General features: G+C 46.2%; 16 protein-coding genes. All 16 read right to left on the bottom strand.

The window, feature by feature from the left end:
• Positions 1-16: 16 nt before the first annotated feature.
• The 16 genes from GWR21_RS24750 to GWR21_RS24675 all read right to left on the bottom strand — a co-directional run bounded on the left by GWR21_RS24750 (position 17) and on the right by GWR21_RS24675 (position 14,290).
• The gene (locus tag GWR21_RS24750) at positions 17-628 is read right to left on the bottom strand and encodes a beta-ketoacyl synthase N-terminal-like domain-containing protein (protein ID WP_162334317.1); all 612 of its coding nucleotides are present in this window, start codon (positions 626-628) and stop codon (positions 17-19) included.
• 1 nt (position 629) lies between these two features.
• Positions 630-1,877, bottom strand: a complete 1,248-nt coding sequence (locus GWR21_RS24745; protein WP_162334316.1) for an NAD(P)/FAD-dependent oxidoreductase — start codon at positions 1,875-1,877, stop codon at positions 630-632.
• A 22-nt stretch (positions 1,878-1,899) separates the two neighbouring features.
• On the bottom strand, positions 1,900-2,964 hold the full coding sequence (locus GWR21_RS24740) for a methyltransferase (RefSeq protein WP_162334314.1): 1,065 nt from the start codon (positions 2,962-2,964) through the stop codon (positions 1,900-1,902).
• Positions 2,965-2,981: 17 nt separating this feature from the next.
• Positions 2,982-4,133: a beta-ketoacyl-[acyl-carrier-protein] synthase family protein gene (locus GWR21_RS24735; protein ID WP_238429995.1), complete on the bottom strand. Its 1,152-nt coding sequence runs from the start codon at positions 4,131-4,133 to the stop codon at positions 2,982-2,984.
• On the bottom strand, positions 4,130-4,576 hold the full coding sequence (locus GWR21_RS24730) for an acyl-CoA thioesterase (RefSeq protein WP_162334312.1): 447 nt from the start codon (positions 4,574-4,576) through the stop codon (positions 4,130-4,132). Before GWR21_RS24730 ends, GWR21_RS24735 begins: the two co-directional genes overlap by 4 nt.
• Positions 4,577-4,594: 18 nt before the next feature.
• The gene (locus GWR21_RS24725; protein WP_162334310.1) at positions 4,595-5,299 is read right to left on the bottom strand and encodes a hypothetical protein; all 705 of its coding nucleotides are present in this window, start codon (positions 5,297-5,299) and stop codon (positions 4,595-4,597) included.
• Between the two features lie 13 nt (positions 5,300-5,312).
• Entirely contained in the window at positions 5,313-5,732 is a 420-nt protein-coding gene (locus tag GWR21_RS24720; protein ID WP_162334308.1) for a 3-hydroxyacyl-ACP dehydratase, read from the bottom strand.
• Between the two features lie 9 nt (positions 5,733-5,741).
• Positions 5,742-6,632, bottom strand: coding sequence for an LpxL/LpxP family acyltransferase (locus tag GWR21_RS24715; protein WP_162334306.1), 891 nt, complete (start codon positions 6,630-6,632; stop codon positions 5,742-5,744).
• Positions 6,632-6,889, bottom strand: coding sequence for a phosphopantetheine-binding protein (locus tag GWR21_RS24710; protein ID WP_162334304.1), 258 nt, complete (start codon positions 6,887-6,889; stop codon positions 6,632-6,634). The genes GWR21_RS24715 and GWR21_RS24710 overlap by 1 nt, the downstream gene beginning before the upstream one ends.
• 237 nt (positions 6,890-7,126) lie before the next feature.
• The gene (locus GWR21_RS24705) at positions 7,127-8,350 is read right to left on the bottom strand and encodes a beta-ketoacyl-[acyl-carrier-protein] synthase family protein (protein WP_162334303.1); all 1,224 of its coding nucleotides are present in this window, start codon (positions 8,348-8,350) and stop codon (positions 7,127-7,129) included.
• A gap of 104 nt (positions 8,351-8,454) precedes the next feature.
• Positions 8,455-9,183 carry a 3-oxoacyl-ACP reductase FabG gene (gene fabG / locus GWR21_RS24700; protein WP_162334301.1) on the bottom strand — a complete coding sequence of 243 codons (729 nt, stop codon included), beginning with the start codon at positions 9,181-9,183 and terminating at the stop codon, positions 8,455-8,457.
• A gap of 20 nt (positions 9,184-9,203) precedes the next feature.
• Positions 9,204-10,742 carry an HAL/PAL/TAL family ammonia-lyase gene (locus tag GWR21_RS24695; RefSeq protein ID WP_162334299.1) on the bottom strand — a complete coding sequence of 513 codons (1,539 nt, stop codon included), beginning with the start codon at positions 10,740-10,742 and terminating at the stop codon, positions 9,204-9,206.
• Between the two features lie 167 nt (positions 10,743-10,909).
• Positions 10,910-12,211: a hemolysin family protein gene (locus GWR21_RS24690; protein ID WP_162334297.1), complete on the bottom strand. Its 1,302-nt coding sequence runs from the start codon at positions 12,209-12,211 to the stop codon at positions 10,910-10,912.
• Positions 12,212-12,234: 23 nt separating this feature from the next.
• Complete coding sequence (locus GWR21_RS24685) at positions 12,235-12,966, bottom strand: ZIP family metal transporter (RefSeq protein ID WP_162334296.1); 732 nt, start codon at positions 12,964-12,966, stop codon at positions 12,235-12,237.
• A complete protein-coding gene (locus tag GWR21_RS24680; protein ID WP_162334294.1) occupies positions 12,963-13,541 on the bottom strand; it encodes a phosphatase PAP2 family protein in 579 nt (192 codons plus the stop codon). Before GWR21_RS24680 ends, GWR21_RS24685 begins: the two co-directional genes overlap by 4 nt.
• Positions 13,542-13,546: 5 nt before the next feature.
• Complete coding sequence (locus GWR21_RS24675) at positions 13,547-14,290, bottom strand: class I SAM-dependent methyltransferase (protein WP_238429994.1); 744 nt, start codon at positions 14,288-14,290, stop codon at positions 13,547-13,549.
• Between the last annotated feature and the right edge of the window lie 21 nt (positions 14,291-14,311).

Below are 14,311 nucleotides of genomic sequence, written 5' to 3'. Positions count from 1 at the left end.
ATTAACTCTAAATGATTTAAATGCTTATTATCTCTTGCAGATTGCCGGTGTTAAATAAAACACCTGCTCCCTGCTGCTCTACCCTGTAAAGGAATACATCATACACAGGCCCCATGACCTCCACCCATCCGCAGATACACGCTGAAACAGCACCTTCTGCAAACAGCTGCGTAACATATCCTGCGATGAATGCGGCATCAAAGGTATCCATGGTAAAAAAGGCATTCTCTCCTTTAAAACCATGACGGATGCTGATCTCGCCCATGACAATGTTAGGCAGTGTGTATACAAAAAGCGCCGGACTGGCAATATCCTTCACGGTATCGAAATACCGCAGATCCGTGTCCAGACTGGCGCTTTTATTTGCCAGTACCAATCCTGTTCTTTCCGGCGGGACTGACAACGGCTGATCCTTCAGCAGTACTTCCGTAGCCAGCCATCCCAGTTTACTCAGCGGGTCCATTTTGTGAAACTTGGGATACTGACCAGCGAAATGATCATATCCTGCCCGTAGAAATTCCGGTAATTCCTGGTCCTGCGGTGCCTCCCACAATAATGCGCCATCTTTGTAAACCCGGTTGTTCCGGATCACGCAGCTACCTGTTATATATGCCTCGCCGTTATACAAACTATTGGTCCTGTTTTATGATTTCTGATAATTCAATCGTACGTGCCAGACGCTTCAGCGCAGTATCATGATTTTTCACGTATGGATTAGTCATATCCCATACATATCCTGCCAATACTGAACAGATCTGGTTTTTCACGTCCGGACGTTTCTCATCGGAGAAAAATATTTTATCCAGCGTCCCCTCATACCATGCCATTACATAAGAACGGAAGGTATTCACCCCCTGCATGGTCGGTTCCATGTATTCTTTATCCCAGTCCACGTTCTCCCCTTTCAGCTTACTGATCACCAGTTTGGCCGCTGTCTGCGAAGAAACGCAGGCCAAAGTTACGCCAGATGAGAAAATAGGGTCGAGAAATTCTGTTACGTTACCTGTCAGTACAAAACCATCTCCATAGAACTTATCAGTAGTAGCCGACCATGATTCCAGTACACGCGGTTCAAACACCAGTTCCACATCACGGAATCGCTCTCTGGTAAATGGCTCTGATTCCAGCATTGCACGGTATTTGTCTTCCAGTGTACCCGGGAAACCATCAAAGAATGACGGATCGCCTACGAAGCCTACAGAAGTGATACCAGTGGAGAAAGGAATGATCCATATCCAGGTACCTGGTTTATGTACCACAGCAGTGATACGGTTAGGTTCGTCCGCCATGGAACGACGAGCGTCCACTGTATGTGCGAACAACGCCTTACGCGGCTGTAACACTGAGTTCTTCTCCAGGTTGAACAGACGTGGGATCACTCTCCCATAACCACTTCCGTCTACAATGAAACGGGCTTCTATCTCACTTTTATTACCATTGACGTCTTCTACGGTCGTTACAGAATCTGATCCATTGAACCTGATATCGGTTACTGTCGTTTCGTAGGACACTGGTACACCCATTGATGCTACCGTATCGGCCAGGGTCTTGTCAAAGTCAGCTCTTGTTACCTGCCAGGTCCACTCCCAGCCTTTGGTATGCTGCTCTTTGAAAGTGAAGTCACAGACCTTATCACCTTTGACGAATTTAGCACCAAACTTCTCCTGGAAGCCCTGTGCTTTGATCGCATCGATGAATTTTGCTTCTTCCAGGGCTTCCATGCAGCGAGGCAGCAAACTTTCTCCGATCACAAAACGGGGAAATGTCAGCTTTTCCACAATCTTAACGGAATAACCCGCCTGGTGAATAATGGAAGCCGCCACGGAACCTGCCGGGCCTGCACCGATTACTAATACGTCTACTTTTTCTCTGGTCATGGGATATGAAGTGTTACATGGATTATTTTTTCTTACATCGCAGCAGCGTATAGCTCAGACCGATCTCATGTTCTCCGATTATCTGCAATCCTGCATCGTCAATACATTTGAAGAAATCGTCGGTATGGTACATCTGGCTGTTACCATTTGCCATCGCTGTGAAATACAGGGATGTCTGCTGTAATGAAAAAGCGGCAGCCTTGAATCGTTGTTTATTCCAGAAAGGTTCCAGAATAAAGATGGTGCCTTCTGCAGTTAATGCGTTACCGCAACGTTTCAGGATGGACACGATCTGCTCTTCAGAGAAGCAGTCGAGGAACTGGCTCATCCAGATGGCATCAAAACCGGAAGGGAAAGGCAGACTTTCATCCAGGATATTGGCTTCATGGAAAGAGACGCGGTCAGCGACGCCTGCTTCCTTTGCTCTTTGCTGTGCAATGGCGATTTCACCCGGCAGGTCGAACATGGTTACCTGCACGTCTTTATCGTAAGCGGTACTTGCCAGTGTCCATTTACCAGTGTTGCCACCGATGTCCAGCAGTTTGCGTGGTTTATTTTCAAATACGATCGGCAGTGCCTGGGGGAATGCCAGATCGGAATAATAGTGGTCAAATTCGAACCAGCTTTTTCCTATTTCAGGAGGCAGCAGGGGTAACCCCGGGTAGATGGTATCCCATGGACCCAGTTCTTTCAAACCGGCAGGTTTGCCTTCCCGTAAACTCTCCTGCAGATGATTCATGCCGAGGTAGCAGATATCCTGGGTAAAGTCCATGTTGATACGGGTCAGTTTGTCATGCAGAATGAAATAACCCGTCTTGGTCAGAATGTACCTGTTGTCTTTAATGATCAGCAGTTCAATACCCAGACCAGCCTCCAGCAGTACGCGCACGGCATAGCGGGACAGGGACACTTTTTCTATTACTTCATCGATGGTCAGCCCTGTTTGTCCGGCGTCACTGATAGCATCCAGTAATCCCATATCGCGTAACGCGCGGGTGGCCTGGAATGCTATTGGTGCAAAGGCCAGTCTTAATGCTGCTTCCTGTGCCTGTAGTGCTGTTTTCGTCTCTTTAGTAAAAAACTCCATTCTGAATTAAGATTAGATTATTTCGAAAATATCATAGCTGCATTACAACCACCAAAGCCTGATACTGTTTTCAGGAAATGCTGCATTGGTCTGCTGCTGATCTGATTGCTCACCTTCACCGGATGCGGTACACCCAGTTCACGGAAGCCAATTGTAGGTATCACTAATTGTTGTTGCAGGGCATGCATACCGATCACTGCCTCTATCAGTCCGGCAGCCCCTAAGGTATGCCCATAATAGCCTTTCAGACTATTTACCGGCACATCCAGCAATCCGGCCAGATGCAATGCTTTAGATTCCATTTCATCATTGTACAGGGTTGCCGTACCATGTGCGGAAACAAAACCGATATCTGCCTGCGTCAGTCCCGACCCCTTCATCGCCTGTTGCATGGCAGCGCTTAGCTCTGCCCCGGTGCGGGAAGGTCCGGAAATATGATTGGCGTCATTGCTCACCGCCCCTGCTCCGACGCGGATAGCTGCCGGTGTGAGGTACTGCTCATCACTGGTCATGATCACTGTAGCGGCGCCTTCACCGAGGGTCACCCCTTTACGTGAAACGTCAAAAGGCCGGCATGGTTCACTACTGACAGCCTGGAACGACTGGAAACCGGACAATACGAACCGGGTCACCACATCTGCACCTGTCACTACCGCATGATCGTACTGACCTGACAATATCAGCCTTCTGGCTGTTAAAATAGCCAGCAACCCTGAGATACAGGCATTGCTGACTACAATAGGATCTTGTGTGTAATTGAAGTAGCGCGCCACTTTTTTTGCTGTTGTAAACAGCTCCATTTCCTGCAAAGGCGCATTCGCAGGATGCTCCTGTTGTTCGAGCAGCTCGATATTCCCTTTCGTAGTAGATACGATGAAGGCAGTACGGCCATTGGTAATGTCAATGGATGTTCTGTCCAGTGCATTCTGTACAGACAGGATTAACAGTTGTTCAAACTTTGTGTACTGGTCCAGGCTTTCTTCATTCCAGCTGCTCTCCAGCTGGCCATCCGCCATCATAGCGGCGTAGAAAGGCGCTGCGGACATGCCGGGATCGTCGTGCAGACTGATGCCGCTTTGCCCGTTGCTCACATTTGCAAAGTTTTCTTCTGTTGTTCTGCCCAGCGGAGATAGAATATTATCCGCCACTACGTACACACTTTTCATCATTTCACATTATTAGGAGGAAGGATCAAACCGTGGGTTGTTTTCCATTTCTCAAAAAACGGCGGGATGGTCAGTTGCAGGGTAGATGTAGGCACATCAAGAAATACCTGCACCGAAGTACCGTCTGCCACCAGTTCACCGGTTACAAAATTGTAGAGTTTATACTCGAACTTAATTTTTGCAGCAGCGGTATTAACGTAGTTAGTCTGCACAATTACACGGTCTCCGTAACGCAGAGAGCGTTTATAATTGCATTGTACATTCACAACGGGTACGGTGTATCCTTCGTTATAAATATCGAGGTATCTCAACCCGTATTTTTCACCGAATGCTTCTCTCCCATCTTCAAAATAGCGTACATAATGTCCATGCCATACGATCCCCAGCGGATCTGCTTCATTGAACTTCACAAGTATGTTCGCACTCTCGGTCAATACAGGGTTCATCATCTTTATTTTTCCTGATTATTTTGTCATTTGCCTGGAGGGACTACCGGCTACAGCTACCTTTGTATCTGCTGTAGCAGCCGATTTATCCTTCCATTCTTTATATTTTCCATGATCTATGGAATGCAGCACTTTATATATCGTGTAAGCCCAGTAGTTACGGAAACCGAAACCCTGTGCCTTACCAGTCATCCGTTCTGTCAGCAGTACTTTTTTGCTGGCAAGATCAATAAGTGTCGCATAGACATATGCTTCCTTATTGGTTTTACTCATACCATCCATAATGAATACCAGCCCGATACCTTTTTTACCGGAGAGGTCATATTTTTTCACATGCCTATCGATATCAGCAGTTGTTAAACCCTTATCAAGGTCGCCGGCATTGTCTGTCTTAATAGTACCCGGATTTACACCAGCATTCAGTTTTTTCACAGCATCGAGTGAGTTCGTAACGCTGGCTCTTTTGAAACTGCCGGCTACATCATACTTTTTGGACTCTGTAAGGATCACTGAGTTGATGGGTTCAAACTTGCTAACAATTTCAGCGGCAGTAGCGGCTTCTCCCTCTATTCTGACAGCGGAGAAGTCAACACCCAGGTAAGTCAATGGGGTAGACTCATCATTGAAAAAATCCTTCAGGGTCTGTGCGTGGCTATTACCTGTGGACAGGCATACTAATATCAGCGCAAGGCTTGCCAGCAGGCATTTCTTTAAGGTGGTCATTACAAATGGATTTTTAAGGGTTTATGAAAATTTTCAGTTCACATTGTGCCATTAATTGTCCGTTCAGGGTCACTTTTGCTGCTACCATCGTAGCATTAAACACCTGACTTTGTATTTCAGTGGTAGTTTCGATAAAAGAACCGGCAGGTGGGAATGCAAAGACTTCAAAGTCTTTTACGGCGCCGATAAAGCCAATAGGAACAGGCGTGTTTTCCTGTAACGCAATGTATCCGACACGGGCAGCAGCCGTCTGAGCCATGTTTTCCAGCAATCCGGGGGATTGCAGCACACCATCTTCCACAAAAAGATTATCGGCCGCAATCTGCAGGCCGGTACGTGTAATATTGTCCCTTACTTCCAATATACCACTGATCATAACGATAGGCGTACGTTGCGGAATATATGCTGTAATGTCGTCGGTGTGGATGAACATAAGATCCATTTATTTTTCTTCTGGCATCTCCCAGAAATCATAATAGTTAAACCATTGCGCAGGATATTTCTTCACCATTCCTTCCAGCTCCTGTACAAAATCCTGCACTGCATTCTCAACGCCCTGCCTGCGGCGGCCATGATATTCCCGTGGCGGGGTCGCATACAGGTGATAATGTGTATTACTTTCCTTAAAAGCAAACACCATGGACACCGGTACACGGAACGTAGAAGCCAGCAGGAAAGGACCTGCCGGGAAACGGGCATCTGCTCCCAGAAAGGGAACAGTCACTGTTTTATTACCAGTCAGGAACCTGTCCGCATGCATACATACCAGTTCCTGATTGCTTAATGCGTCATTAATAGCGTAAATGTGCGACAAATCATCCTTAATAACAATAATATTCACATTACGTTCTCCTGTAACGGATGAAAGGTATTTTTTTATACGCTCATGTTCGCCATCAAACATGACAATGTTAATCCGTGTCTCCAAACGACGGAAAAGATGCCCGGCCACTTCCCAGTTTCCCAGGTGAGCACTGAGCATAATACCTCCTTTACCTGCGGCAGTGATCTCCCGCAGGTATTGTTCACCTTCAAACTCAAAGGTGAACTTATTCCTGATACCGGACATAACGATGACCTTGTCAATAAGTACCTGACCGAAAACGTAATAGTTCCGGTAAACACTTATCAGCGAACGCCACCAGCCGTAACCGACCCTGGTTCTGAAGTATTGAAAAATGGGGCGTGAGGAGCTATAGGAAAACAAAAAATAATATGCGGCTACAAACCTCAATAATACATAAGCAGGCAGTACGCCCCCGTAACGCAATGTCCCTATAAAAATACTGTACCCCAGCTTATTTCCCTTGGATTTCCCCTCCCAGGAAGACATTATACCAGTTCCTTTTGTTTGATACGATCAGCCACGTAATCATAAAAGTTCTGGAATGTGGCTATTCCCTGGAAATCCTCAGGATTTACTTTAAATCCGAAGTTGTTCTCTATCACTACTACCAGATCGATATAGTCAAGGCTATCCAGATCAAGGGTAGCTTTAAGATTGGCATCAGGTGTAATTTTGTCCCCATCAGCTTCAAATTCCTCTACCAGGAATGCATTCGTGATTTTTATGATTTCTTGTTTGTCCATATCAGTGTAACTCTAGGATATAGGTTGAACTATATACGTTGTTATTCAGAAATTAAATACTCGCTTAGACTGGCTGTTAATCCGGACTGATGTTTCTTCAAATGTTGTCTTCCAATAAATAGTTCACCTGATCAACCTGCTTGGCGCATGTTTAGTTCCCCTCAAAGGTAAAAATATCCGGGCAGATATTAACTATTGCCGGATGTTGTGATGTTAAAAGTGTTGACAGTTAGCTACTTATTTCGTCCATTTCCTGACTATCAGGGACGAATTAGTCCCTCCAAAGCCAAAGGAATTAGACAAAAATATATTAAAATCTTTATTAATGGTGGTATTATTAATATTTAAACGGGCAGCTGCGCCGTCAGGATTTTCCAGGTTGATATTCGGCGCAATAAACCCATTCTGCATCATCAGCATAGAATAGACTATCTCGCTCGCACCCGCCATCCAGCACTCATGCCCTGTCATGGACTTGGTAGAGCTGACATGCGGCTTGGACTCACCAAATACCTGGTCTATCGCTGCTGCTTCACTCGCATCTCCTGCCGGTGTACTGGTGGCGTGTGCATTGATATACTCGATATCTTTCGCCTGCAAACCAGCGTCCTTTAACGCGATCTGTAAGGAACGGGCAGGACCTTCTACTGTCGGATTCGAAATATGTGCGCCATTAGAGGAAAAACCGTAACCGATCACCTCTCCCAGAATAGTAGCGCCTCTGCGCTGCGCTGACTCCAGGCTTTCCAGTATGACGGTTGCAGCCCCACCACTTGGCACCAGTCCATCGCGATCGCGGTCGAACGGACGGCTGGCCTTACCGGGATCATTTTCCCTTACAGAAAATGCAGCAATACCGTCAAAATTCCCCATGGAGTAAATATTGATCTCCTGCGCACCACCACATACCACACAGTCCTGCATACCATTACGGATGAACATATAACCCAGTCCGATAGCATGTGAACCGCTGGCACATGCAGCACTCACGCTGAAGTTGATCCCTCTCAGCTTGAAGATGGTCGCCAGGTTCATATTTACAGTAGAGTTCATGGTCTGAAACACAGACCCGGAACCTACCAGCATCGTATCTTTCTTCTCCCGTATAATGTCGTTTGCTTCTATTACAGATTTAGAACAACTGTCATTACCAAACAGCACACCCACATCTGTCTTCTCCAGATAATCAGGATCGATCTTTGCCTGCTCCAGTGCTTCACGGGTACTCATATATGCAAATTCCGCCTGCTCCGGCATCATCGTGCGGGAACGGCGGTCAAGTATTCCTTTCAGATCAGGACGGTCTACATAACCTGTCAAACCAGAACGGTATCCGAACGCTTTTCTGGCTGGATCCAGGATAATACCGGATTTACCTTTGTATAATGAATCACGTACCTCCTCCAGGTTCTTACCGATACAGGAATATATTCCCAGTCCTGTTATCACTACTCTGTTCATGTAAGTCAATTTGCATCAGGAATCAGGAATGAAGAACCAGGAATTGAATGCAGCAAGATCTCCGCTGAATAGTCCTGATCTCTAATTCTTAATTCCTGATTGAATCAAGTATATAGTCCTCCGTTAATAGACAACACCTCTCCTGTGATATAAGAGGATGCCTTCGAAGCAAAAAATGCGACAGCTTCCGCCACTTCTTCCGGTGTACCGAAACGGTTCATAGGTACCTGTGCTGCCAGCTCCTTCTCATTCAGCTCCGCTGTCATATCAGTTTTGATAAAACCAGGCGCTACAGCATTCACTGTTACGCCACGTTTCGCCACTTCCTGCGCGAGCGCTTTGGTAGCACCGATGACACCAGCTTTTGCTGCTGAATAGTTGGTCTGTCCGGGTAACCCCTTGATACCGGAAAGTGATACGATGTTGATAATGCGTCCGTAACGCTTCATCAGCATATTGTTCAGTACCTGTTTGGTTACATTGTAGAAGCCATCCAGACTGATATTCAGCACATTCCTCCACTGTTCCGCATTCATCCAGAACAGCAGGTTATCTTCCCGTATACCGGCATTATTCACCAGTACTTCGATCTGTTTTTCCTTATTATTCTCCACCCAGGCGCCTAATACCGCTATTACCTCCTCGTTGTTACCAACATTGAACTGCAACAGTTCTCCATCACTTCCTTTTGCTCTTACAGCCTCCAGCGTTTCAGTTGCAGCAGCTTCGTTTCCTTTATAATTGATCAGTACATAGTACCCCATTTCGGCCATCTTCACACATATTGCCCTGCCTATACCTCTGGAGCCACCTGTTATTAAAGCACATTTCATCCGATAATTGTTTTAGTAGGTTACCATACGATTGAAGGATCATGCTGTAACAGGTATTCCTTGATCTTCTTAGCGTCTTTATACTTAGGACTGTCCTCAATAAATTTAGGGAAAATTGCCCTTACTTCACTGTAAATGCGTTGTGAGAAAGAGGACAGCTTTTCCTGACAGTTCAGGTAGTCAACCGCCTGCAGCATGGTCATCACCTGGATAGCCAGTACTTCATATGCATTCTCAATAACACGGTTGGTCATCAGCGCCGCATTACAACCCATGCTCACGATATCCTGGTTGTCGTTATTGTTGGGAATGCTATGTACATACATTGGGAAAGAAAGTGTCTGGTTTTCCGCTACGGTGGAGGTAGCTGTGAACTGGATACCCTGCATACCGAAGTTCAGGCCAAGTTTACCCAGGTTCATGAACGGCGGGAACTTGTGGTTCAGCTTATCGTTCATCAGGTAGTTCAGCTGTCTTTCTGATAACATAGACAGCTTGGTGATAGCGATCTTTACCTTATCCATTTCCAGGGAGATGTAGTCGCCGTGGAAGTTACCACCATGGAACACATTCTCCTGGTGATGATCTACCACCGGATTATCACTCACGGAATTTAACTCCTGCACAACGATCTGTTCAGCCTGTGCCAGGGTATCATAGATAGGACCCAGTACCTGCGGTACACAACGCAGCGAGTAGTATTCCTGTACTTTATCTTTAAAGATCTCTTCTTCCAGTTCTTTGTAGAAATGGTCAGGACGATGCCTGATCATCTTACTATCTTTCAGGATGTTACGCATGGCGGCAGCCACTTTGTTCTGACCTTCATGACGTTTTACGGCGTTCAGCTCTTTTGACAGGTGATCGTCAAACGCTTCTACCACTTCGTTGATCATGGATGACAGGATGCAGCTCCAACCCAGCAGTTTCTTCGCTTCAATGATATTAGCCAGGGCAATACCGGTCATAGCAGAAGTACCATTAATGATGGCCAGACCTTCCCGCACGTGAATGCCAATTGGTTTCAGTCCCAGTTGTACATACACCTCCCCTGTCGGACGCAGTTTACCTTCGTACAATACCTCGCCCTCGCCGATCAGCACCAATGCCAGATGGGCCAGCTGTACCAGGTCTCCGCTGGCACCTACGCCACCGTGCTCACATACACATGGATAAACGTCTTTGTTGATCAGATCACAAAGCAGGTGTACCACCTCAGGATGTACACCAGAATGAGCCTGCATAAAGCTGCTGAGACGCGCTATCATCAGGCCTTTGGTTAACACGGGCGACAGGTATTTACCGGCACCCGAGCTATGGCTGCGGATAAGATTATACTGTAACTGGTGGGTATCGCTCTCGCTGATGCGGTATTGCGCCATCGGCCCAAAACCGGTATTAATACCATAAATGAGCTTTTTCGCCGCAAACTTCTTCAAAAACTCAAAGTTCTCGGATACCTGCTGTAAAGCGGCTTCATCCAGGCTTAACTCCTCCCCATCAAATAACACGCGGTACACTTCGTCCAGTGAAAGCACCTTACTTCCTAAAACAACCATTACTTTAAATTAAATTATTTGATTATGTAAAAAAGTGCTCAAAATTAGCAAAAAACAATTACGAATTACAAATGGGGAACTACGTAATTTATACAAATGATAAACCTACGTAGCCGGAGCCATCTATAATTCATAACCGATACATTCTCTTATTATAGTGTATGTGATCAGCCTTCTTCTATGTTCTCCTGTGGTGCTTCTACCAGCACTTTGTCAATACGGTGGGCGTCCATATCGACTATTTCAAAGGTAAATCCTCTCCATTCAAACTTCTCTCCTATTTTAGGTATATGTTCCTGGTGATGAAGGATAAAGCCGGCCATAGTGTCAAATTCCTGTTCAAATTCAGCCATCCAGTCTTCCTTGTCAAATTTGCTGAGGAAGTCATAAAAGGGGATCTGTCCATCTACCAGATAGGAACCATCCTCCCTGCGCACAATTTCATAATCATCGTCCTGTCCGGTTTCCGGCATATCTCCCACAATGGCTTCCAGAATATCATTCAGGGTGATCATTCCCAGGAAAGTGCCGTATTCATCAACAATAAAAGCAGCGTGACTCTGTGTTTCCTTGAATTTTTCCAGTACCTGGTAGGCGGAGTTATTTTCAGGGACAAACAGGGGCTTTTTCATAATCGGAGACAGCGCATGTGTATTATCTGCTGCTGCCATATAGAGGTCTTTGATGGAGATGATACCTTTAATATTATCAATCTCATCATCGCAGACCGGATAGACCGAGTGGGGACTGTCCAGTATCTTGCGACGGATGATCTCTTTGGGATCATTGATGTCCAGCCAGACAATATCCGTACGGTGGGTCATCAGGGAGGTAATATTCCTGTCTCCCAGGTGAAATACCCGCTCGATGATCTCCTGTTCAGTCTCTTCAATCGCGCCTGAAGTGGCGCCTTCATTGATCAATGCCTTGATCTCCTCTTCCGTGGCATTATTATCCACGGTTGGCTTAAGGTTGAAAATATTAACGAGGAAATTGGTAAAAATAGTCAGCAGCCAAATGAAAGGATAAGTGACCATAGACACCCATTTCATAGGTCCTGCCATCTGGCGGGCTACCGACTCGGGACGCAGTATACCCAGGCGTTTCGGCACCAGCTCACCTATTACCAGCGTAAAATAGGTCACCACCACGACTACGATCGTGATCGAGATCCCATCGCTGTAAGTGCTTAACTGAGGAAAACCGGAAATATAGGAGGCCAGGTATGGCTTAAGGCTGATACCTGACAAAACGCCTATTAAAATGCTGATAAGTGTAATACCTACCTGGACGGTAGAAAGGAACCTGTCCGGATTGCTGGCCAGCTTGAGTGCGGCCCTTGCCTTTTCATCCCCTTTATTGGCCAGATATTCCAGCCTTGCTTTACGTGCATATTCCATGGCGATCTCAGACATTGAGAACAGGCCATTCAATAAAATAAGGATGAGGATAATGACGACGACTTCCATGATTAAAGCCTAAAAATAAAGAATTATTCAAATATTAAAGTAAGAAATGCTAAAACCAGACCTGCCGCTATAGCGACCACTTTACGATAGCTTAACTCGTGGTGTTTAGTACCGCTCTCGTAAAAAATGGTGGTTGAAATATGGAGGAATGCACCTATCACCAAAGCCACAATATAAGCTGTAAAATTGGAGATAAACGTCGAATGCGCCCCAAGTACTGAAGCTAGTAATGCTGCTACCGGTGTTACCAGCGAGAACAGTATGAGGATGCGCCAGAGTTTGGCGCCCTGCTGTTTTGCGTGTAACATCACCGTTATGAGCGTAAAGGCCTCGGGGAGTTTATGTGCGGCCACCCCTATCACCAGGGAAGACAACGCTGCCTTGTCCTGAAAACGGAACCCCATCGGGATCCCCTCCATAAAGGCATGGATAGACAATCCCAGCAGCAGTGGTGCCAGGTGTACATGCTGATGCTTGTTGGTAGGAACATGGGTATGCCCGTGCTCCGTACCATGCGACAATGCCTGCAATGCTACCTGCAGAAAAAAGCCCAGTACGATATAGATACCGGCCTGGTGCCCCAGTTCATGATAAACTTCGGGCAACAGGTGCATGATCGTGATCCCGAACAGACAGGCACCGGTAAATGCCAGCATATAGATGGGAAAATTGGGATTAACCCGTTTCACCATCATTGGAATCATGCCACCACCTAAGGTAGCCAGTAATACAATTAACAAAAAGATCCAGTTCATGTTGCGAGTTCAGGTTCCAGTCTGATGCGCCGTTGGAAAAACCCGGCACTCATCCCCCCTAAAAAAATGCCCAACAGGCCTCCGCCTATCACATCTAATGGGTAATGGACGCCCACATAGACCTGTGCATAACAGATCAATGCAGCCCAGACAAAAAACAGAGAGGCAAACCATTTTGAGATATGCCTGAAAGTGAAGAAACAAAAAGTGCCCAGTGCAAAATGGTTGGCTGCATGAGAAGAAGTAAAACTTCCGCTACCAGGGCAATATACAACCAGTACCCTTACAAAATGCTGCATCAGCGGGTCCCGGCATGGCCGTATCCTGCCCACGGCATCCTTGATAAATAAGCTGGACTGATCCGCCAGACCAAATGTGATCAGGAAAAACGCCATCCACCAGAATCCCTTCCAGCCATAATTGATCGTCACAAACAGCAACAGAAAGAGATACAGTGGCGCCCATAAATAAGGCTCCCGTAACCAGGGTATGATAGCATCCAGTACCGGATGCTGCCAGACGTTATTGATGTGAAAAAAAAGTTTGTAATCCAGTCTAAGCAGTCTTTCCAACATGATGGCTATTGTTTTTCAGCTACAAGGATCAGCCTCGGTGAATGCTCCTCGTCATAGCTGTTGAAATGATAGTCTCCAAAAACTTCGGTTATCTGTAAACCCTGGCGGGCAAACATCTCTTCAAAATCTAACAGGGTAAAGGCACTCACATTCTCCGTAAAAACAGCCCGCTGCATTCTCGCCCGGTCCAGTATATTGATCTGCTTCTGGAATTTACCGCCATTCATCTCCCGCACAATGTCAAACACAACGTCCCCTTTCTCTTTCACTTCATTCGGCACCAGGTTAGCCGCAATAAAAGGACTGTTCAGGTAGTCCAGTACCAGGCGACCTCCCGGTTTCAGCGCATTCTTCATGGTACGAAGTGCATTCTCGTTCTCCCGTGCCGTGTCAAAATAGCCAAAGCTGGTAAAAAAGTTAAATACCAGGTCAAAATAATTCACCCTGAATGGCAGACGCATGTCATGCTGGAAAAAACTCAGATGACTGTTCTCCAGTTTTTTAGCAATATTGATGCTGCGGATGGAAAGGTCAATACCCGTAACTGTATATCCTTTGGATGCCAGGTAACCGGAATGACGACCGGTACCACAAGCCACATCCAGCATGGTCGCATTAGCAGGCGGACGCAGGTATTGCAAAAGCTTGTCAATGAATACAGACGCCTCTGCGGTGTTCCTGTTGCTATACAACAAATGGTAATAAGGAGAATTGAACCAGTCTTTAAACCAATGTTTTTGTATTTCCACTGCTAACTCATTAAAAACTTC

It is taken from the genome of Chitinophaga agri (genome assembly GCF_010093065.1).
Lineage (GTDB): Bacteria > Bacteroidota > Bacteroidia > Chitinophagales > Chitinophagaceae > Chitinophaga > Chitinophaga agri.
Note: the sequence above shows the minus strand (reverse complement) of the source record. Positions and strands in the feature narration are given on the sequence as shown.

Excerpts from the sequence above, each read along its gene's own strand:
- GWR21_RS24685 (WP_162334296.1), bottom strand. The coding sequence starts at position 12,966 with ATGAACTGGATCTTTTTGTTAATTGTATTACTGGCTACCTTAGGTGGT.
- GWR21_RS24725 (WP_162334310.1), bottom strand. The coding sequence starts at position 5,299 with ATGACCACCTTAAAGAAATGCCTGCTGGCAAGCCTTGCGCTGATATTA.
- fabG (WP_162334301.1), bottom strand. The coding sequence starts at position 9,183 with ATGAAATGTGCTTTAATAACAGGTGGCTCCAGAGGTATAGGCAGGGCA.
- GWR21_RS24705 (WP_162334303.1), bottom strand. The coding sequence starts at position 8,350 with ATGAACAGAGTAGTGATAACAGGACTGGGAATATATTCCTGTATCGGT.
- GWR21_RS24740 (WP_162334314.1), bottom strand. The coding sequence starts at position 2,964 with ATGGAGTTTTTTACTAAAGAGACGAAAACAGCACTACAGGCACAGGAA.
- GWR21_RS24745 (WP_162334316.1), bottom strand. The coding sequence starts at position 1,877 with ATGACCAGAGAAAAAGTAGACGTATTAGTAATCGGTGCAGGCCCGGCA.
- GWR21_RS24710 (WP_162334304.1), bottom strand. The coding sequence starts at position 6,889 with ATGGACAAACAAGAAATCATAAAAATCACGAATGCATTCCTGGTAGAG.
- GWR21_RS24680 (WP_162334294.1), bottom strand. The coding sequence starts at position 13,541 with ATGTTGGAAAGACTGCTTAGACTGGATTACAAACTTTTTTTTCACATC.
- GWR21_RS24735 (WP_238429995.1), bottom strand. The coding sequence starts at position 4,133 with ATGATGAAAAGTGTGTACGTAGTGGCGGATAATATTCTATCTCCGCTG.
- GWR21_RS24695 (WP_162334299.1), bottom strand. The coding sequence starts at position 10,742 with ATGGTTGTTTTAGGAAGTAAGGTGCTTTCACTGGACGAAGTGTACCGC.
- GWR21_RS24730 (WP_162334312.1), bottom strand. The coding sequence starts at position 4,576 with ATGAACCCTGTATTGACCGAGAGTGCGAACATACTTGTGAAGTTCAAT.
- GWR21_RS24690 (WP_162334297.1), bottom strand. The coding sequence starts at position 12,211 with ATGGAAGTCGTCGTCATTATCCTCATCCTTATTTTATTGAATGGCCTG.
- GWR21_RS24715 (WP_162334306.1), bottom strand. The coding sequence starts at position 6,632 with ATGTCTTCCTGGGAGGGGAAATCCAAGGGAAATAAGCTGGGGTACAGT.
- GWR21_RS24720 (WP_162334308.1), bottom strand. The coding sequence starts at position 5,732 with ATGTTCATCCACACCGACGACATTACAGCATATATTCCGCAACGTACG.